18 protein-coding genes are annotated in these 19,791 nt (G+C 55.9%); 12 read left to right on the top strand and 6 right to left on the bottom strand.

Annotated elements, in window-relative coordinates; all coding sequences use genetic code 11:
* Positions 1-9: 9 nt before the first annotated feature.
* The gene (gene hrpA, locus PLU01S_RS06720; RefSeq protein WP_074824458.1) at positions 10-4,038 is read right to left on the bottom strand and encodes an ATP-dependent RNA helicase HrpA; all 4,029 of its coding nucleotides are present in this window, start codon (positions 4,036-4,038) and stop codon (positions 10-12) included.
* A gap of 159 nt (positions 4,039-4,197) precedes the next feature.
* Positions 4,198-5,883, bottom strand: a complete 1,686-nt coding sequence (gene fadD1, locus PLU01S_RS06725; RefSeq protein ID WP_074824460.1) for a long-chain-fatty-acid--CoA ligase FadD1 — start codon at positions 5,881-5,883, stop codon at positions 4,198-4,200.
* A gap of 325 nt (positions 5,884-6,208) precedes the next feature.
* On the opposite strand from fadD1, the gene PLU01S_RS06730 reads away from it, so the two are divergent.
* Positions 6,209-6,673: a MaoC family dehydratase gene (locus PLU01S_RS06730; protein ID WP_074824462.1), complete on the top strand. Its 465-nt coding sequence runs from the start codon at positions 6,209-6,211 to the stop codon at positions 6,671-6,673.
* A 39-nt stretch (positions 6,674-6,712) separates the two neighbouring features.
* Here the strand turns inward: PLU01S_RS06730 and PLU01S_RS06735 are convergent, their stop codons facing one another.
* Positions 6,713-7,561 carry a glycine betaine ABC transporter substrate-binding protein gene (locus PLU01S_RS06735; protein WP_074824465.1) on the bottom strand — a complete coding sequence of 283 codons (849 nt, stop codon included), beginning with the start codon at positions 7,559-7,561 and terminating at the stop codon, positions 6,713-6,715.
* A 185-nt stretch (positions 7,562-7,746) separates the two neighbouring features.
* Between PLU01S_RS06735 and PLU01S_RS06740 the strand changes: the two genes are divergently transcribed.
* The 4 genes from PLU01S_RS06740 to PLU01S_RS06755 all read left to right on the top strand — a co-directional run bounded on the left by PLU01S_RS06740 (position 7,747) and on the right by PLU01S_RS06755 (position 11,423).
* On the top strand, positions 7,747-8,235 hold the full coding sequence (locus PLU01S_RS06740; RefSeq protein WP_010795121.1) for a GNAT family N-acetyltransferase: 489 nt from the start codon (positions 7,747-7,749) through the stop codon (positions 8,233-8,235).
* 88 nt (positions 8,236-8,323) lie between these two features.
* Positions 8,324-9,631 carry an alpha/beta fold hydrolase family protein gene (locus PLU01S_RS06745; RefSeq protein WP_074824467.1) on the top strand — a complete coding sequence of 436 codons (1,308 nt, stop codon included), beginning with the start codon at positions 8,324-8,326 and terminating at the stop codon, positions 9,629-9,631.
* Complete coding sequence (locus PLU01S_RS06750; RefSeq protein WP_010795123.1) at positions 9,624-10,412, top strand: MlaA family lipoprotein; 789 nt, start codon at positions 9,624-9,626, stop codon at positions 10,410-10,412. Before PLU01S_RS06745 ends, PLU01S_RS06750 begins: the two co-directional genes overlap by 8 nt.
* Positions 10,413-10,571: 159 nt before the next feature.
* On the top strand, positions 10,572-11,423 hold the full coding sequence (locus tag PLU01S_RS06755; protein WP_074824471.1) for a pirin family protein: 852 nt from the start codon (positions 10,572-10,574) through the stop codon (positions 11,421-11,423).
* Here PLU01S_RS06755 and PLU01S_RS06760 read toward each other — a convergent pair.
* Positions 11,417-12,646, bottom strand: a complete 1,230-nt coding sequence (locus tag PLU01S_RS06760; RefSeq protein WP_010795125.1) for a patatin-like phospholipase family protein — start codon at positions 12,644-12,646, stop codon at positions 11,417-11,419. The genes PLU01S_RS06755 and PLU01S_RS06760 overlap by 7 nt on opposite strands.
* 16 nt (positions 12,647-12,662) lie before the next feature.
* The gene (locus PLU01S_RS06765; RefSeq protein ID WP_074824475.1) at positions 12,663-13,595 is read right to left on the bottom strand and encodes a lipid A biosynthesis lauroyl acyltransferase; all 933 of its coding nucleotides are present in this window, start codon (positions 13,593-13,595) and stop codon (positions 12,663-12,665) included.
* Positions 13,596-13,718: 123 nt separating this feature from the next.
* On the opposite strand from PLU01S_RS06765, the gene minC reads away from it, so the two are divergent.
* From minC to lpcA, 7 genes are all read left to right on the top strand, one after another.
* Entirely contained in the window at positions 13,719-14,480 is a 762-nt protein-coding gene (gene minC / locus PLU01S_RS06770) for a septum site-determining protein MinC (protein WP_074824478.1), read from the top strand.
* A 167-nt stretch (positions 14,481-14,647) separates the two neighbouring features.
* Positions 14,648-15,463: a septum site-determining protein MinD gene (gene minD / locus PLU01S_RS06775; RefSeq protein WP_010795128.1), complete on the top strand. Its 816-nt coding sequence runs from the start codon at positions 14,648-14,650 to the stop codon at positions 15,461-15,463.
* Positions 15,460-15,720 (top strand): cell division topological specificity factor MinE, encoded by a 261-nt coding sequence (minE, locus tag PLU01S_RS06780; protein WP_010795129.1) that lies wholly within the window; start codon positions 15,460-15,462, stop codon positions 15,718-15,720. The genes minD and minE overlap by 4 nt, the downstream gene beginning before the upstream one ends.
* A gap of 60 nt (positions 15,721-15,780) precedes the next feature.
* Positions 15,781-16,416, top strand: a complete 636-nt coding sequence (locus PLU01S_RS06785) for an RluA family pseudouridine synthase (RefSeq protein ID WP_074824480.1) — start codon at positions 15,781-15,783, stop codon at positions 16,414-16,416.
* A 2-nt stretch (positions 16,417-16,418) separates the two neighbouring features.
* Entirely contained in the window at positions 16,419-16,622 is a 204-nt protein-coding gene (locus PLU01S_RS26115; RefSeq protein WP_233432135.1) for a class I SAM-dependent methyltransferase, read from the top strand.
* A gap of 418 nt (positions 16,623-17,040) precedes the next feature.
* Positions 17,041-18,327: a M18 family aminopeptidase gene (locus PLU01S_RS06795; protein ID WP_010795131.1), complete on the top strand. Its 1,287-nt coding sequence runs from the start codon at positions 17,041-17,043 to the stop codon at positions 18,325-18,327.
* Positions 18,328-18,345: 18 nt separating this feature from the next.
* Positions 18,346-18,933 carry a D-sedoheptulose 7-phosphate isomerase gene (gene lpcA / locus PLU01S_RS06800; RefSeq protein WP_010795132.1) on the top strand — a complete coding sequence of 196 codons (588 nt, stop codon included), beginning with the start codon at positions 18,346-18,348 and terminating at the stop codon, positions 18,931-18,933.
* A 44-nt stretch (positions 18,934-18,977) separates the two neighbouring features.
* Here lpcA and PLU01S_RS06805 read toward each other — a convergent pair whose 3' ends face one another.
* The gene (locus PLU01S_RS06805) at positions 18,978-19,706 is read right to left on the bottom strand and encodes a UTRA domain-containing protein (protein WP_037029642.1); all 729 of its coding nucleotides are present in this window, start codon (positions 19,704-19,706) and stop codon (positions 18,978-18,980) included.
* Positions 19,707-19,791: the final 85 nt, after the last annotated feature.

Below are 19,791 nucleotides of genomic sequence, written 5' to 3' on the forward strand. Positions count from 1 at the left end.
CGTAAGCCCTTACGCCTCTACGGACTGCCATTGCTTGCTGAGGCGCTTGTCGGAGACAGGCATCTGCGTACCCAGCTGTTGAGCAAACAGCGACACTCGATACTCCTCCAGCATCCATCGATACAAGACCAGATTCTCATCATGCTTGCCCTCTTGAGCATGCTTGATTGCCCTAGCCTTGTATTGCTCCCAGTAACCCGCTAATTCGCTCGTCCAGACCCGATCCCGCTGAACCTGAGACCCCACCTTGTCCAGACGCTGATCGACAGCCTTGAGATAGCGCGGATACTCCTTAAGCCATTGCAGAGGCGTTTCACGAACAAATCCGGGGTAAACCAGAGCACTGAGCTGTTGCTTGATATCGTTGAGCGCCATGGCCTGAGCCAGATCGATCTTGCCTTTGAATCGCTTCTGCAGGGCATGCCACTGCTTGAGAATCTCCAACACCAATCGTGCCGTACGCTCGGCATGCTCGGTCAGCCCGCCTCGCTTTTTCTCGGCCAGCGAAGCCAAAGCAGCCCCCTCTCGAGGCAACGGCTGTTCACCGTCCAGAATGCAGCTATCAAGGCTGGCCAGAAGGATATCCTCAACCAGTGAGTCGATACGTCCCAGGTCTCGATAAAGCAATCCTAGCTCTGTCAGCCCAGGCAGCTTATTGCGCAGGAACTTGACCTGATCGCTCAGCTGCTGCAACAAAAGCCGCTGTAGTGCCCGACGATGCTGGAACTCCGCTTCCGACTGGGTAGAGAACCGGCCCTCCTTGACTACACCGTTCTCCTCCACCAGCGCCGGATACACTGTCATGGAGAGACCTGCGATCTTTTGCTGGGCCTGCTGTGGGACGACTGCAAAGGCTTTAGCCTCAACAGGCTTTTGCTGTTCGGCCTTTTGCTGAGGAACGGCCAGAGCGGCCTGGCTGGCTTCGGCAAAGCGGGCTGTCAGCTCTGTGAGGTCACGGCCTTCACCCAAGTACTTGCCGCTGGCATCGACAACCTCGATGTTCATTCGAAGATGCCGATCAAGCAGATTGGCAGCCTCCGGCCAGGCATCTTCAGGTATCCGCGCTCCGGTCATGCGTAACAGCTCACGTCCCAGGCTTTCGTATAACGATCCTTGTCCAAAGGTGATCTTGCTCAATGCTGCCTTGACGAAATCCGGAACCGGAACAAAATTCTTGCGAATTGCCTTGGGCAGGTTGCGCACCAACGCAACGGCCTTGTCGTATAACAACCCTGGCACGAGCCATTCCAGTCGCTCCGGTGGCAATTGTGACAACAGGGGCGCCGGTACACGCAGGGTAACGCCATCGCGTGGCTGGGCGGGGTCAAACTCGTAAGTCAGCGGTAGCTGCAGATCGCCGATATGTAACGTATCTGGATACTGCGCTGCGGTAACCTCGCTGGCCTCACGGGCCAGCACATCCTCCTCGCGCATGATCAGCAGCTGCGGGTTCTTAGCGCTTTCCCGCTTGTACCAGCTGTCAAAGGTTGCTGTCTGGTAAATATCGGCAGGCAAACGAGCCGAGTAATACTCGAACAGCGTCTCTTCATCGGCAAGAATGTCACGCCGACGCGCTTTGGCCTCCAATTCATCAAGTCGTTCCAGCAGTTGGCGATTGGCGCTCAGGCACTTCGCGCGCGACTGGATCTCGCCTCTCACCAAGCCTTCGCGGATAAACAACTCACGAGAAACGGCAGGGTCGATAGGCCCATAATGCACGGGCCGTTTGGCTACAATGATCAGCCCATACAGCGTAATCTGCTCGTAGGCGATTACCTGTCCTCGACGCTTCTCCCAATGTGGTTCGAAGTAATTAGCCTTGGTGAGATGGCGCGCCAGCGGCTCGATCCAATCCGCATCGATCTTGGCTACCATGCGCGCAAACAGTTTGGTCGTTTCAACCAGCTCGGCCGCCATTACCCAGTTTGGCTTCTTGCGGCCAATAACGCTGGATGGATGAATCCAGAAGCGTCGCTGGCGGGCCCCCTGAAAGTCGCCCTCTTCAGTCTTGTTACCAATTTGGCTTAAGAGACCTGACAGAATGGCCTTGTGCACCGAGGCATAACTTTTCGCCCGCTGTGCAGCCTCGGCCGCTTCGGCCTGCAGGGCAGCTTTGGTGTTGACTTTCTTGTCAGTCGAAGGCGAGCTTTCTTCGATTACAGGCGTCTGAACAACAGGCTGTGCGTCAGCAGGCTTACTCTTGAGCTTGAGCTCCCGGCAGATCAAGGTCAGCTGACGGTGCGCATCTCGCCACTCACGCAGGCGCAAGTAATTGAGAAAATTTCTGCGACACCAGCTACGAAGCGCATTCGAGCCGAGCGCCTGGCGCTGCTCCTCGAAGCCATGCCACAGCTTGATTAGCGCACCGAAGTCCGAGTCTGGATCTTTCCACTGGGCATGAGCCTGATCGGCAGCCTGCTGACGCTCCGCCGGGCGATCACGGGGATCCTGCACAGACAATGCACTGGCTACAATCAGAACGTCGGAAAGACTGCCCTGCTCTGCCGCCTCCAGCAGCATGCGGCCTAGGCGAGGATCGATTGGCAGGCGCGCCAGTTGCCGTCCTAATGCTGTCAGTTGTCCCTGATTCGTTACCGCCGACAGCTCTTGAAGCAGCGTAAAACCATCCTTGATCGCCTTGCCATCCGGTGGCTCGATGAAGGGAAAGTCCTCAATCCGACCGAGCCGCAGGTGCAGCATCTGAAGAATGACCGCGGCCAGATTGGTCCGCAGAATCTCAGGGTCCGTAAAAGCTGGACGCGAAAGAAAGTCTTCTTCGCTATACAAACGAATGCAGATACCGGGCTCCACCCGTCCGCAACGCCCCTTGCGCTGATTGGCACTGGCTTGGGAGACCGCCTCGATAGGCAGCCGCTGAACCTTCGCTCTATAGCTGTAGCGGCTGATACGAGCCGTGCCGCTGTCGATCACGTAACGAATGCCCGGGACGGTCAATGATGTTTCTGCCACGTTGGTAGCCAGCACGACACGCCGTCCGGGGTGAGATTGAAAGATTTTCTGCTGCTCGGCGGGTGTCAGTCGAGCATACAGTGGCAAGATTTCCGTATGCTTGAGGTTGGCTTTACGCAGCACCTCGGCCGCATCACGGATTTCACGCTCTCCTGGCAAAAAGACCAGTACGTCACCAGGACGCTTATGCTCACTGCGCTCATAGGCCTCTAACTCATCCAGCGCCGCCAGGATGCCCTGATCAACGCTCAGATCGTCTTCCAGGCGTTCGCCATCTTCATCCGTTTCTGCGGCCAAAGGACGATACCAAGTCTCGACCGGATAGGTCCGTCCCGACACTTCGACGATGGGGGCATCGCCGAAATGTTTGGAGAAGCGCTCCAGATCAATGGTCGCTGACGTGATGATCAGCTTGAGATCCGGGCGCCGCGGCAGCAGGGTCTTCAGAAAGCCCAGCAGAAAATCGATGTTCAGACTGCGCTCATGCGCCTCATCGACAATGATCGTGTCATAGCGCTCAAGGTAACGGTCATGCTGGGTTTCAGCCAGGAGAATGCCGTCAGTCATCAGCTTTATCAGGCTGCGCTCATTGGACTGATCCTCAAAGCGCACCTGATAACCTACCAGCTCCCCCAAGGGAGTACCGATTTCTTCAGCAACACGGCTGGCTACACTACGCGCCGCCAGGCGACGCGGCTGAGTATGGCCGATCAGGCCGTGTATACCTCGGCCGATCTCCAGACAGATCTTGGGCAACTGCGTGGTCTTGCCTGAGCCGGTTTCACCGGCGATCACGACTACTTGATGCTTTTCAAGCGCCGCCTTGATCTCTTCGCGCTTGGCGGCGATGGGCAGGTTGTCGTCATAGCGCATGATCGGCACACTGGCACGACGCGCCTCCACTTTGGCGCAGGAGGCCTGAAAGCGCTCTGTCCACTGTGCAAGCCGGGCATCATCAGGCTTCTTGCGTAGGTCACCCAATTGGCGACGCAAGCGGTGCCGATCGGCAGTAAGGGCTTGGTTCAGACGCTTGGAAAGTTGTTCGAAAGACGATGTTTGCTCAGTCATTGAATGCTATATGGCAACCATTTCAAGTAGGAACCTGAAAGGCTGGCTCGGTTCGCCAGTTCAGGCACCTTATAAAAAGAGAGATGGGCATTGTCGCAGGTTTGCCCAAACGAAAACGACAAAGCCCCGAAAGTCGGGGCTCTGTGCAGGAAAAGCCGATCAGGCCTTGAGCTTTTTCAGCTCGGCATCACGCAATTCGCGGCGCAGAATCTTGCCGACATTTGTCGTAGGCAGACTGTCTCGGAACTCGACCTGCCTGGGTCGTTTATAGCCTGTCAAATTATCGTGCATGTGCTTGAGCACCTGCTCGGTCGTCAGGGAGGCACCAGGCTTAGGTACAACGAATACCTTGATCTGCTCGCCCGCCTTTTCATCCGGCACGCCAATCGCTGCACACTGCAGGACGCCTGGTAGCTGAGCCAGTACATCCTCCAGTTCGTTCGGATACACGTTGAATCCGGAAACCAGAATCATATCCTTTTTACGATCCACGATTCGGATATATCCGTCTGGATCGATTACTGCGATATCACCGGTACGCAGCCAACCTTCCGGACTCAATACCTCGGCAGTCGCCTCGGGGCGGTTCCAGTACCCCTTCATGACCTGAGGGCCCTGGACACAGAGCTCACCAGGCTGCCCGAACGGCTGGGCAACGCCATCCTCATCCACTACCTTACAGTCCGTAGAGGGTACCGGGATACCGATGGTGCCAATGCGTCGATGCTGGATAGGGTTTACACTGACGACAGGACTGGTCTCGGTCATGCCGTACCCTTCACAGACGCCACATCCGGTTACCTGCTCCCAGCGCTCGGCAACCGCGTGCTGCAAGGCCATACCGCCAGAAAGCGTTACCTTCAGAGCAGAAAAATCCAAGGCGCGGAAGGCCTCATTATTACACAACGCCACAAATAGCGTATTGAGCCCGACGAACCCCGTGAACTTCCACTTGGACAGGTCCTTGATCATTGTAGGCAAGTCACGTGGATTAGTGATCAGCACGTTGTGGTTGCCCAGAAGCATCATCGCCATGCAATGAAAAGTGAACGCATAGATGTGATACAGCGGCAGCGGCGCGATTACAATCTCGCGGCCTTCTTTCATATTCGAGGCCATCAGAACCTGACACTGCAGCATATTGGCCAGCAGGTTCCGGTGCGTCAGCATGGCGCCTTTGGCAATACCTGTAGTACCTCCGGTGTATTGCAGCACAGCGACATCATCTCCGTGCGGCTGGCTTTCCTTGAGAGCACCCTGGCGCCCCTTGGCAAGTGCAGTCGTGAACTTCACAGCCTGAGGCAACCGGTAGGCCGGGACCATTTTCTTTACGTATTTGACTACGCTATTGACCACCAGGCGCTTGAGCGGAGGCAGCATGTCACCTACTTCCGTAATGATGACATGGCGAATCTGCGTATTGGGCAAGACCTGCTCGGCAAGGTGAGCCATGTTGGCCAGACACACCAGCGCCAGCGCACCGGCGTCCTTGAATTGGTGCTGCATCTCACGCGCGGTATACAGCGGGTTCGTATTGACGACGATCAGCCCCGCACGCATAGCACCAAAGACGGCAATCGGGTATTGCAGAACATTGGGAAGCTGTATGGCGATCCTGTCGCCCGGCCTGAGATCAGTATGATTCTGAAGATAAGCCGCAAACTGCCCAGACAGGCTATACAGCTCACGATACGTGAGGGTCTGCCCTAAATTACTGAAGGCAATCTTGTCGGCGAAACGCTCGCAGGACTCCCTGAGGACCGTCTGGACATTAGGATAACGATCAGGGTCGATCTCGGAAGCGATACCGTCCGGATATTTGTCCTTCCAGAAATTCGGGGTCATGGAAGCCCACTCCTAAGCGACAACGTGATCTTGTTGTGATTGTATCGCCTACTCATACGATGAAGGCGAGCCGAGATTATCAGCTTTGACAGGTCTCCACCAGCACCGAAAAGCGGACTCTTGGTAACGAAAATGACTAAAAAAGGATTTATGGTCACGATAGGTATTTAGACAAACTCATAATACTCCGTCATAACCTGCTGAAATAGCAGAGAACGTGCCGTATCGTCGTAACCTGGCGTCCTTGAATTTAACATTGGGCGCCGGTCCCATTAGCATCGGCCGCCCCTTACCGTAACAATAGAATACGAGATCTCTTTCAAGCATGACCGACAATATCCCATACGAAGCCTTGGAGGTAGGCCAGAAAGCCTCTGTCAGCCGTACCATCGAAGAGCGTGACCTGCTCTTATTTGCCGAGGTTTCCGGTGACCGAAATCCAGTACACCTGGACGCCGAGTATGCCGCCAAGAGTGTCTTTCGTGAGCAGATTGCCCATGGCATGTTGAGCGGTGCGCTGATCAGCGCTGCCATTGCCTGTGAACTGCCCGGGCCAGGTTCCATTTATCTAGGACAAACCTTGAGCTTTAACAAGCCGGTCAAGTTAGGCGACACGCTAAAGGTCGAGATCGAGGTGCTGGAAAAGCTGCCGAAAAATCGAGTGCGCCTGGCTACACGTGTCTTCAATCAGAACGATGAGCAAGTGGTTGATGGGGAAGCTGAGGTGCTCGCCCCCAAGAAAGCATTGAGCATCGAATTGAGTACGCTTCCGCCAGTAACCATTGGCTAAATGAAAAGCCCCGCAAACGCGGGGCTTTTACCTTATCGTCTAGAGCCAGCTCTTGACCCGGTCAGGATGGGCTTTCAACCAGTCTTTTGCAGCCTGCTCAGGCTTTTTTCCCTCCTCAATGGCCAGCATGACTTCATTGACCTCTCCCGGCTGCCAGGAGAATTTTTTCAGGAAATCCCATACCGGCTTGGCCTTTTTTTCCAGTCCTGGATTAGCCATGGTACGTACCTGCTCGGAGCCGCCATAAACGCCCTTGGGGTCATCCAGAAACTTGAGCTTCCACTTGGCAAACATCCAATGAGGAATCCAGCCCGTGACTGCAACCGGCTTCTGGTCTCGCTCCGCCCGTATCAGCTCGGCAATCATTCCACTGCCGGAGCTTGCCACCAGCTTGTAATCCAGATCATAGGCCTTGATCGCCTTCTCGGTCTTGATCATGACGCCCGCCCCGGCATCAATGCCTACGATGCGCCCACCAAAATCGCTTTTCTGGGCGGCCAGATCGGCAATACTGGAGGCTTTTACGTACTCAGGAACGATCAGGCCGATCTTGGCGTCCGGTGTGTTCACGTTCAGGTCGGCAACATCATTCTTCATCTTTTCATAATAGGAACCATGGGTCCCAGGCAACCATGCCGAGAGCATGGCGTCCAGCTTGCCCCGTGCAACGCCTTGCCACATGATCCCTGCTGCAACCGGCATCAGCTTGACTTCGTACCCCAGCTGCTGACGAATGACTTCGGCCGCCGTGAAGGTGGTCGCAACGCTGTCGGCCCATCCATCCACATAGCCAATAGTTACCGTTGGCTTGGCCGCCATAGCCAGATTGGCCATTGCCGACAGGAAGAGCACCATACCCAGGCCTACTACCTTTCGAAACATTCGCATCCTCTGTCCCCTTTTTGAAAACGGCATCACTGCGCCATCCTTATCTTCAAGGGCGACGAAAACGGGACTGCCCTGAGAGCGACCTGAGCAACCGCCATATGCGACACCCGCAATGAAATGGCACCTCTATTGCCTCCAGGAAATAGCCTCGGCATGCTTAGCGCTTTCGATGTCGAGGTTTTCACATGTCCCGCCTGAATATCCGCCCAGCTACTGACGCTGACGTTTCGCACATCCTGACGTTCATCAAAGAGCTGGCCGACTACGAGAAAATGCCTGAGCAGGTCATGGCGACTGAAGACAGCTTGCGCGCGACACTGTTTGGTGAGCGCCGTTACGCCGAGGTGCTTATTGGAGAAATAGACGGGACGCCTGCCGGCTTTGCCCTGTTCTTTCACAATTACTCAACATGGCTCGCCAAGCCAGGTATCTATCTGGAAGATCTCTATGTCAGCCCTGCCGCGCGTGGTGAAGGCCTCGGAAAGGCACTGCTTATCAGCCTGGCACGGCTGGCAGTAGAGCGTAATTGCGGGCGTCTGGAATGGTCCGTGCTGGACTGGAACGAGCCTGCGATCCAGTTCTATCGCAGCCTGGGCGCCATCTCAATGGATGAATGGACAGTCAATCGAGTAACAGGCGAAACCCTAACCAATCTGGCCGAACGCACAATTTGATAGAGAGCCAACAAGCACAGCGCACCTTATTATCAGGCTGTGGTCATAGGCTTATTCCAATAAGCAACCCTGCGAAAGGACTCTCCTTATGCTTAGCCCGTTGCGCATCACAGCTCTCCTGGGTGCGCTCTTGCTTGGTCTTTCCGGTCGTGGTGTCGCAGCTGATATTGACGCTGCCACCTATGGCTACCCATTGACCAACCCCTTCGAAGCCACTATCACCTCCACGCCGCTGGAATTGCAGCCACTGCTGCCTACTGATCTGGAAATCGACCAGAAAGACTACAGCATCAACTTGCGGCCTGAACGGGAGTACGAACTTCCGGATAACTTCTGGCCGGTCAAGAAGCTGCACTATCGTCTGGCGATGCAGGATCATCCGGCGCCGCTGATCTTCATCATTGCCGGAACCGGCGCCAACTACTCATCCAGCACACCGGAGTACCTCAAGCGCCTGTATTACAGCGCGGGTTACCATGTCGTTCAGCTTTCCTCACCCACCAGCTACGACTTTATGGCAGCGGCTTCCCGGCAGGCTACGCCCGGCTACACCCCTGGCGATGCAGAAGACCTCTATCGCGTCATGCAGGCCGTTCGCGCGCAGCACCCCAAACTGCCTGTAACCAAGTACTTTCTTACCGGTTACAGCCTGGGCGCACTGGATGCAGCGTTCGTCAGCAAGCTCGACGAGAGCCAGCGCAGCTTCAACTTCTCTCGTGTCTTGCTGCTCAATCCGCCGGTCAATCTGTTGACCTCGGTGCGCAACCTCGATCGACTGGTTCAGACCCAGGTCAATGGGATAACCAACAACCGGACGTTTTACGAGCTAGTCCTGGCAAAGTTGACCCGTTACTTCCAGCAGAAAGGCCATGTTGATCTCAATGAAGCCCTGCTTTTCGATTTTCAGCAGTCGCCCCAACGCTTGAGCAATGAAGAAATGGCGATGCTGATTGGTACATCGTTCCGCTTTTCAGCGGCAGACATTGCCTTTACATCCGATTTGATCAACCGTCGTGGCTTGATCACACCGCCCGACTACCCGATCGATCAGGGGACCAGCCTGTCGCGCTTCTTTGCTCGCGCCCTGCAATGCGATTTTGACTGCTACATGTATGACCAGCTCTTACCCTTCTGGGAACGGACGACCAAGGGCACCAGCCTGGCTGAACTGGCCAGGCAATCCAGCCTGACGGCATTGGAAGGCTATCTCAAGGAGAGCGACAAGATCGGCGTGATGCACAACGCAGATGACTTGATTCTTGGTCCTGGTGATATCGGCTTCCTACGTCGTACGTTCGGTAATCGCCTGACCCTTTACCCGCTGGGCGGGCATTGCGGCAATCTCAATTATCGCGTCAACGCCGACGCCATGCTGGAGTTCTTCGCCCGTGGCTAAATTCCTCTGCCTGCTTCCCTTACTGGCTAGCGCTTACGCTTTCGCCGATACGGATTCGTCAACTTTATCACCTTCACCCGTAGGCGCAGACGGGTTTACCAACCCCTTGTCCACGCTGAAATTCAACCCAGGCCTGGATCAGCGCGAGTTCGAGCGGGCGTCGCTCAATGCGCTGGATGTCTATGACCCACTGGAGTCCTGGAACCGCCGCGTCTACCACTTCAACTACCGCCTGGATGAATGGGTACTGTTACCTGTCGTCAATGGCTATCGTCGGGTCACGCCGGGCTTCGTGCGAAGTGGCGTTAGCAATTTCTTCAGCAACCTGGGTGACATCAGCAATCTGCTGAACAGCACGCTGCAACTCAAGGGTAAAAGGGCTCTGAATACCACGGGGCGTCTGCTGCTAAATACTACTATCGGCGTCTTTGGCCTGTGGGACCCCGCTACGCGCATGGGACTAGCCAAGCAATCCGAAGACTTTGGCCAGACGCTGGGTTTTTATGGTGTTCCCAGCGGCCCTTATCTGGTATTGCCGTTACTGGGTCCGTCCAATCTGCGTGATGCCAGCGGTTTTGCGGTAGATACCTTGGCCGAGAATCAGATCAACTATCTGAATGTAAATGAGGAAAGCGGCCGTCACCCGGAGATTCTACTGTTACGCGGTATCAACCTACGTTACATCACCAACTTCCGGTATGGGCAGCTCAACTCGCCGTTTGAGTACGAGAAGGTCCGTTACGTCTATACCGAAGCACGTAAGCTTCAAATAAAGGAATAAGAAAGAAGCCGGCCTCATGCCGGCTTCTTTCCAACCAAAAGCATCATATTATTAGATATGAAATACATATAATATGGATAAATATATTAAAATAAATGAAGTATTATGATCTCATCTAGAGATCAGACACCTTGTCTGGCCGCTTGGAGAGCACGAATCATGTACCGCAACGTTCTTGAATTGCATACAGGCCAGCCCGCCTCTGATGGCGCGGGCGTACGCATGACGCGAGTATTTGCCGGCCAGGGCGTTGAGCGCTTCGATCCTTTTCTCATGCTGGACCAGTTTGATACAGCCAATGCAGATGACTATATCGGTGGTTTTCCAGCCCACCCTCACCGCGGCTTCGAGACCGTCACCTACATGCTCGAAGGTCGTATGCGCCACGAGGATCACCTGGGCAACCAAGGTCTTCTGAAGCCTGGTGGCCTGCAGTGGATGACGGCTGCTCGCGGTATCATTCACAGCGAAATGCCCGAGCAACAGGAAGGCCTGATGCGAGGCTTCCAGTTGTGGCTGAACCTGCCCGGCAAAACCAAAATGGGACCCGCCAGCTACCGTGACTATGAGCCTGCAGAAGTACCTCGCCTGACTACCTCACAGGGTGTTGAAGTTGTCGTGCTTGCCGGCCATTTTGATGACGGGGAACACCAGCAGCTGGGCGCCGTGCAGCGGCCGGATACGAACCCTTATTATTTCGACCTCATCATGCCGGCACAAAGCGCTATCAGTCCGCGCCTTCCCGAAGGGCATCGCGCCCTACTCTATGTGTATGAAGGACAGATTGAAGTCGAAGGCGATACCGTGGCGCCTGTAACGACCAATCGGCTGGTTCGCCTGAGCGATGAAGGGCAGCTGCGGATTCGATCCGCCCAAGGTGCTCGCGTGTTGTTGATTGCAGGCGCGCCGCTGAATGAGCCCATTGTTCAATATGGCCCCTTCGTGATGAATACACGTGAACAGATTGAACAAGCCTTGCGTGACTATCAGCGCGGCGAGTTCGGTCAGTGAGCAGCGGCCAGTTCCAGCCCTAGAAACTGAATGAGTTGATCACGCTGGGCCAAGGCATCCCGCCGCCCAAGTGCGATCAACTCAGAACAGTAACCTGCCTCGAACAGCAGGTAGCTCAATACGGCAGACCCGCTTTTCTTTGTTGCACCAGGCCCACGAAGAAACAAACGCAGGGACGCTGGCATCTCATGTCGAAAGCGGGCCGCAATCTCAGCCAAGGGCTCGCTCGGTGCGATCACCAGCGTTTCAACCGGTTTTACACCAAGACGCTTCTGCTGCTCCGAGGGCGGAATCATTCGGCTCATCAAGTTGATACGCTCAAGCACCTCGGTGTCGCTTTCCAGACTATCGATAAACGTACTGTTCAGCAGATGCCCGCCAATCTGCGCCAGTGTAGGCGCCTTACCGGTTGCGGCAGAGGCGTCCTCCGAACGGGAGGCATCGGCGTGAGGGTTGTTGCTGACGCCCACGATCAATACCCGGTTAGCCCCCAGGTGCAATGCCGGACTGATAGGTGCCGCCTGACGCACCGAGCCATCGCCCAGGTATTCACGCCCCAGTTTGACTGCCGGGAAGATAAGCGGAATGGCCGAACTAGCCATTAGATGCTCGACATTCAGACGAGTGGGAAACCCAACCCGGCGATGACGCAGCCAGGGATCAATCGCACCGTGCCCCTGGTAAAAGGTCATCGAGTGGCCGGAGTCATACCCAAATGCAGTAATGGCTATGGCCCGCAGATGCCGGGCCTTAACTGCGGCTGTAATACCTGAAAAGTCCAGCTCCCGAGTTAGCAGTGCGCGTAACGGTGCATTATCCAGCAATGCCGCCGGCGTTTTGCCACGTATACCAAAGACATTTTGTCCTATGAAGTGACTGGCCTGCCGGATCACGCCGGGCCAGTCACTGCGGTAGACCTGATCAATATGAAAATTCTGCCAGACCTGGGTCAGGCGCTGACAGGCCAGTTGGAACTGCAGCGCACCACAGGCTAATACCGTTGCATTGATGGCACCCGCCGATGTTCCCACGATGACAGGAAAAGGATTGCGCGCACCCGCAGGCAGCAGCTCCGCAATGGCAGAAAGCACCCCTACCTGATACGCCGCCCGCGCGCCACCGCCGGACAGGATCAATCCTGTAACAGGAACAGCCGAAGTAACGTCCAACACCCTTTCCTTGAGTCCGAGGTTAAACACATCGCCTTGAGCATAGCGTGTCATGGGTGCGAGACGGAACTCAGTCGCTTTTGGCGTACAGTTTGGGTTCGCCAGCTGGCCGCGTCTTGAAGCGCCGGTGTGCCCATAAGTACTGCTCAGGCAGCTTACTGACCTCTTTTTCCACCCACTGGTTGATTCTTAGGCAGTCAGTCTCCTCTGTCTCACCCGGGAAGTCCTCCAGCGGCGGATGGATAACCAGGCGGTACCCTGACCCATCGGCCAGCCGCTCTTGAGTAAAGGGCATGACAAGTGCCCGGCCCAGGCGCGCAAATTTGGTGGTAGCAGTAACCGTAGCGGCCTGAATTCCGAATAACGGCACGAAGATACTTTGCTTGGCGCCATAGTCCTGATCAGGTGCGTACCAGATGGCGCGGCCGCCTCTGAGCACCTTCAACATGGCCCGTACATCTTCGCGCTCGATGGCAGTGGCATCCAGATTATGTCGCTCACGCCCCTTGCGCTGCACGTAATCGAACACTGCGTTTTTGTGTTCGCGGTACATTCCGTCGATGGTATGCCGCTGCCCAAGCAGCGCAGCGCCGATTTCGAGCGTCGTAAAATGCAACGCCATCAGGATGACCCCCTTGCCCTCTTGTTGGGCTCGCTGGAGGTGCTCGATTCCCTCGATATGAGCGAGCCGACTCAGGCGTGATCTGGGCCACCACCAGCTCATGGCCATCTCGATCAAGGCGATACCGTTCGATGCGAAATTTTCTCTGAGCACACGCTTACGTTCGGCCTCGCTCCATTGAGGAAAGCACAACTCGAGATTGCGCATCGCAATATGGCGTCGACTGGCAGAAACGTGCAGTATGACCCAGCCTATTGCACGACCCAGACGAAGCAGTACGCAATAGGGTAGCTGGACGATCAGCCAGAGTACGCCCAATCCCAGCCAGAGCAGCCAATAACGGGGATGAAGAAAAGCAGGTCGAAAACGAGGGCGTTCCATCAAACATCCTGGTAAACATTAAACGGTACATTCTACATTCCTGACCGTTAGCAAGCAGCCATGCTTGCGACATGCTTGTCATCTCGTTATAAGTCCTCGGCATCTGACGCACGCGGTCCCAACATGAGCCAGGTTGATCTTCTCGATAACGATTCCGTATTCCAGCTAAAGGGCAACATGCTTGCCGTTACCGTGCTGGAACTCTCCCGCAACGATCTTTCACGCCTCGACCGCCAATTGGCACAGAAGGTGGCACAGGCGCCCAATTTCTTTCACGACACCCCGCTCATTCTATCGCTCGACAAGCTCGAGGAAGACGATGAGGTGCTTGACCTGGGTGCCCTGCTCGATCTCTGTCGCCGCCATGGCCTGCGAACCCTGGCGCTTCGAGCCAGGCGGCCTCTGGACATCCGGGCCGCCAACGATTTCGATCTGCCGGTGCTTCCTCCGGCAAGCGGTGCAGGGCGCGAGCGTGCCCTTGAGCTGCGCGAGCGGGAACCGGCAAAAGCGGCAGACCCTGCACCTGAACCGGAGAAGCCTGCCGAACCTGCCGTGAACCCTACCAAAGTCATTACGGCACCCGTACGCGGCGGCATGCAGCTTTATGCACCCGGTGGTGACCTGGTGGTGTTATCCTCGGTCAGTCCGGGAGCTGAATTGCTCGCAGACGGCAATATTCATGTGTATGGGCCAATGCGAGGTCGTGCCCTTGCAGGTGTGAAGGGCGACACAAAAGCAAGAATTTTTTGCCAGCAACTCACCGCCGAACTGGTCTCGATTGCTGGACAATACAAAGTAGCGGAAGACTTGCGCAGACATCCCCAGTGGGGAAATCCTGTTCAGATCAGTCTGTCTGGAGATGTGTTGAACATCACACGTCTTTAACGGATACTGCCGCGAATTTTTTACGAAGCGGTAGTGTCATCGATACCGCTTTCAGACCCGAATGGCGTCTGGAGTCCAGCCGAGTATTGTGTAGTGTTCCGGCGGCCATTTTTTGGTACTCCAGCCGTTCATTCCGTGAGCTTATTTCGAATTTAGGGTGAATCAGCTTGGCCAAAGTACTCGTAGTCACCTCCGGTAAAGGCGGTGTCGGCAAAACAACCACAAGCGCGGCCATCGGCACTGGTCTGGCCCTGCGCGGGCATAAGACCGTTATCGTCGACTTCGACGTGGGTTTACGTAACCTTGATCTGATCATGGGGTGCGAGCGTCGTGTTGTGTATGACTTTGTAAACGTCATCAACAACGAAGCCACGCTCACCCAGGCGCTTATCAAAGACAAGCGTCTCGAGAATCTGTATGTGCTGGCAGCCAGCCAGACGCGTGACAAGGATGCCCTTACGCTGGAAGGTGTCGGCAAGGTAATCGAAGAACTTAAGGGTAACTTCGAATATATTGTCTGCGACTCCCCTGCCGGGATCGAGAAAGGCGCCCATCTGGCCATGTACTACGCCGATGAAGCCATTGTCGTGACCAACCCGGAAGTCTCTTCCGTACGTGACTCGGATCGTATGCTTGGCCTGCTCGCCAGCAAATCCAAGCGCGCCGAGAACGGCGAGGATGCGATCAAGGAGCACCTGCTTCTGACCCGCTACAACCCAGAGCGCGTCAACAAGGGTGAAATGTTGGGCGTAGAGGACGTGGAAGAGATTCTGGCTATCCGTCTACTCGGCGTCATTCCTGAGTCGCAGGCTGTCCTGAAGGCATCGAACCAGGGTATTCCGGTCATTCTCGACGAACAGAGCGACGCCGGCCAGGCCTACAGCGACGCGGTAGAGCGGCTGCTGGGCAAGGAAATGCCTCATCGCTTCCTCGACGTGAAGAAGAAAGGCTTCCTACAACGACTATTTGGGGGGAGTGAATGAGCCTCTTTGCTTTCTTTCGCGATCGGAGGAAGCAAAACAGCGCTTCCATCGCCAAAGAGCGGCTGCAGATCATCGTCGCTCACGAACGCGGACGTCACTCCCAGCCTGACTACCTGCCTCAGCTGCAGAAAGATCTGCTGGAAGTCATCCGCAAATATGTACCGATCGAGCAGGACCAGATCCAGGTGGAATTGGAAAACCAGGGTAGCTGCTCGATTCTGGAACTGAACATCACTCTGCCAGACCGGGATCGTTGATCCCTGGCTGGTCATTCATCGGCGGCTCATACCGCCGATGGGCTCTTTTCTGAACGTGACATGCCTCTCTCAAATATCCGTTTCATCCACCAGGACGATGCGTTACTGGTAGTAGACAAGCCGACCCTGCTGCTCTCGGTTCCCGGTCGAGCCGAAGATAACAGGGATTGCCTGGTAACCCGCCTCCAGGAGAACGGCTACCCCGAGGCACGTATTGTGCACCGCCTGGATTGGGAAACCTCCGGGATCATGGTGCTTGCGCGCGACGCAGACAGCCACCGTGAACTCTCTCGCCAGTTCCATGACCGCGAGACTGAAAAGGCCTATACCGCGCTTTGCTGGGGTGAGCCTGAGGCCGACAGTGGCCGCATCGAATTACCGCTGCGGTATGACCCACCGACCAAGCCACGGCATGTCGTCGATCACGAGTTGGGGCGCCACGCGCTGACTTTCTGGCGCGTCCTGGAACGTTGCGGTCATTACAGCCGGGTCGAGTTGACGCCTATTACGGGACGCTCCCACCAGCTCCGTGTGCACATGTTGTCCATTGGTCATCCGCTATTAGGTGATCGGCTTTATGCTCATGAAGACGCCTTGAATGCGCATCCCCGGTTGTGCCTGCATGCCAGCCTTCTGGCACTGACCCATCCCAAAACAGGTGAGCGCATGCGCTTTGAAAGCGCAGCACCATTTTAAAAATGTCCAAATGGACCGGCTATTACGATGCCGTAGGTGACGAGCCGGCCCGCTCTACACTACTGCGTGCGCTGGACCATTGGAACGGTCCCACTGGAGCAGCGCTTGATCTTGGCTGTGGTACAGCTCGTGACACGCTCGAGCTCCTGGCGCGCGGCTGGGATGTCATTGCCGTTGATGCACAGGCAGAGGCGCTGAGCGCCTGAGCATTCGTTTCCCGGAATTACACTGCTGCAACCGCGCTTCGAGACACTGGAGCTGCCCAAATGTCAGTTGATCAATGCGAGTTTCTCGCTTCCCTTTTGCGAGCCCTCGTCCTTCACCTTATGGCACTCAATTTCCACGGCGTTACGGCCAAACGGGCTGTTCGCCGGTCAATTGTTCGGACCGAGAGACAGTTGGGCTGCCTGAGGTATCACAGTGCTAGGCAGAGCCTCTGTTCTGGCGCTGCCCTCGGATTGGACGTTGATTCATTTTGACGAAACTGAGGGGGCCGGGAAAACGGCAAAGGGAGCCAACAAGCATTGGCACCTTTTCGACCTTGTGGCGCGTTAATCGACTAACTGAGTTAGCCCCCTAACAGCATAAATGGATAGACTAGGGGCATATCGTAAGGAGTACCGCATGCGCGACACACTCAATCAAGGTTTGATCGACTTTCTCGCTTCGTCCCCTACCCCTTTTCATGCTACCGCCACGATGAGTCGCCGTCTTGAGCAGGCCGGCTTCCAGCGGCTGGATGAGCGGGATACCTGGCATCTTCGTCCGGGTGGACGTTACTACGTTACACGTAATGACTCCTCATTGATCGCATTTCGCCTGGGTGATGATCCGCTACGCAACGGCCTGCGGATGGTCGGCGCTCATACTGATAGCCCCTGCCTGCGCGTAAAGCCCAACCCAGAGCTCTACAAGCAAGGGTTTTGGCAACTGGGTGTGGAAGTTTACGGCGGTATGCTGATGGCGCCCTGGTTCGATCGGGATCTGTCCCTGGCAGGTCGTGTCACCTTTCGCCAGACCGGCACTCAGCATAGCCGCCTGATCGACTTCAAACGTCCGATCGCTATCATTCCGAATCTGGCTATTCATTTGAATCGTGAGGCCAATCAAGGCTGGCCCATTAATGCCCAGAACGAGCTTCCCCCCATTGTGGCGCAGGTACCGGCCAGTGAGCGACGCGATTTCCGTGCGCTGCTGACCGAGCAACTGGAGCGGGAGCATGGCATCCTGGCCGAGTCGGTACTGGACTTCGAACTATCGTTCTATGACGTGCAGAAAGCCGCTGTGGTGGGTCTGGATGAAGACTTCATTGCCGGCGCCCGCCTGGATAACCTGCTGTCCTGTTATGCCGGTCTGGAAGCGCTGCTGTCGGCAGATGGCAATGAAAGCTGCGTGCTGGTATGCACAGACCACGAAGAGGTGGGCTCGAGCTCTCACTGTGGCGCGGACGGCCCGTTCCTTGAGCAAGTTATGCGCCGTGCCCTGCCGGAAGGTGAGGACTTTACCCGGATCATCGCCCGTTCACTGTTGATCTCGGCCGACAATGCTCATGGTGTACACCCGAACTATGCCGAGAAGCATGATGGCAATCATGGCCCTAAACTCAATGCCGGGCCGGTCATCAAGATCAATAACAATCAGCGCTACGCGACCAACAGCGAAACCGGTGGATTTTTCCGTCATCTCTGCCTGGAAAATGAAATACCGGTTCAAAGCTTTGTGACCCGCAGCGATATGGGTTGTGGCTCGACTATCGGCCCGATTACTGCCAGCCAACTGGGCGTTCGCACAGTCGATATCGGCCTGCCGACGTTTGCCATGCATTCGATCCGCGAACTCGCTGGCAGCCATGACCTGAATTATCTGGTGAAAGTCCTTAAAGCCTTCTATTCCAGCCATGTACTGCCATAAGGCAGAGGGAACCGCACGATGATCACGCATATCCGCAACAGTCTGCTTGAAGCCAAGACAGCACTGGACAACTTTTTGGCTGACGAACAGGCGCTACGGAATATCGAGCGTGCGGCAGAACTGCTGGTTGAAAGCTTCGAGCACAAGGGCAAGGCCTTCTCCTGTGGTAACGGCGGCTCCATGTGTGACGCCATGCATTTCGCTGAAGAGCTGACCGGCCGTTACCGCAAAAACCGCCCGGGCATTGCTGCCGTCTCCATAAGCGACGCCAGCCACATCAGCTGTGTGGCAAATGACTTTGGCTACGACTACATTTTTTCTCGCTATATCGAGTCCCATGGGCGCGAAGGAGATGTCTTGCTGGCCATCAGCACCAGCGGCAAGAGTCCCAATGTGCTCAAGGCCGCTGAGGCAGCAAAAGCGTTGGGTATCAAGGTCATTGCACTAACCGGCAAACCAGGCTCCCTGCTCGAAACCATGGCCGATGTCTGCATCTGTGCGCCTGGCGGCCACTATGCCGATCGTATCCAGGAGCTGCATATCAAGGTCATCCATATCCTTATGGAGCTGATCGAGCGTAAGTTGAACCCGGAAAACTACGCCTGACTTAACCATTCGGAGGCGGTGCCAACCATGGCGCCGCACTCACCTTACTCTGGCACGTCTACGCTGACATGAATGGCGTCGTGCCGCCAGTATTCCAGATCGCAATCGATCAGACGCCCCTGCTGATCGCGGTTGATACGTGTGATATGCAGCGCCGGGCTTCCCATGCTGACCTTAAGTGCCTGCGCAGCGTCCGCATGCAACGCTGTAGGCCGCATTTCGAAACGAACACGCCCATACCGGATACCGTATTCACTGGCATAGAGATCGGTTAGCGAATGGGTCAGGTCAAATTGCAGGATATTGGGAAAATAGATCGGGTTGAGATAGTGCTCCACATAGAGCACCAGACGGCCGTCGATACGCCTGGCTCGCCGTATCTGATAGACGCCTGTACGCTCGGGAAGCTCGAGAAGCCCACACACCGTTGCATTAGCAGACACCAACCGAGCCGAGAGGACTTCGGTAGCCGGAACACGGCCCTGCCCTGCCACCATGGCATGAAAATGCGAGCGTACTAGCGGGTTGTAGGCCACTCTGGGGGGCGAAACAAACCAGCCACGTCGCTCTTCCCGATAAATCAGCCCCTGCGACTCCAACTGCCCAAGCGCTTCACGCAATGTAATCCGGGTCGTTGAAAACGACTCGCTCAAACGTCGTTCTGCAGGCAGCTTGGTGGAGGGCGCAAGCGCACCACACATAATCTGCTCCTCCAATGAGCGGCAGATGGCTGTGACGGTTTTTGGTGCGTCATCGTGCGGGCTTGCTCTCATTTGGACTAGTCCAGCCGGTAAAGCTCAGGGATGCATGAGCCAGAAAGAAATAGTGGCAGCTTAGATTATCTAGATGACCGCCCCG

It is taken from the genome of Pseudomonas luteola NBRC 103146, from assembly GCF_002091675.1.
GTDB classification, from domain to species: domain Bacteria; phylum Pseudomonadota; class Gammaproteobacteria; order Pseudomonadales; family Pseudomonadaceae; genus Chryseomonas; species Chryseomonas luteola.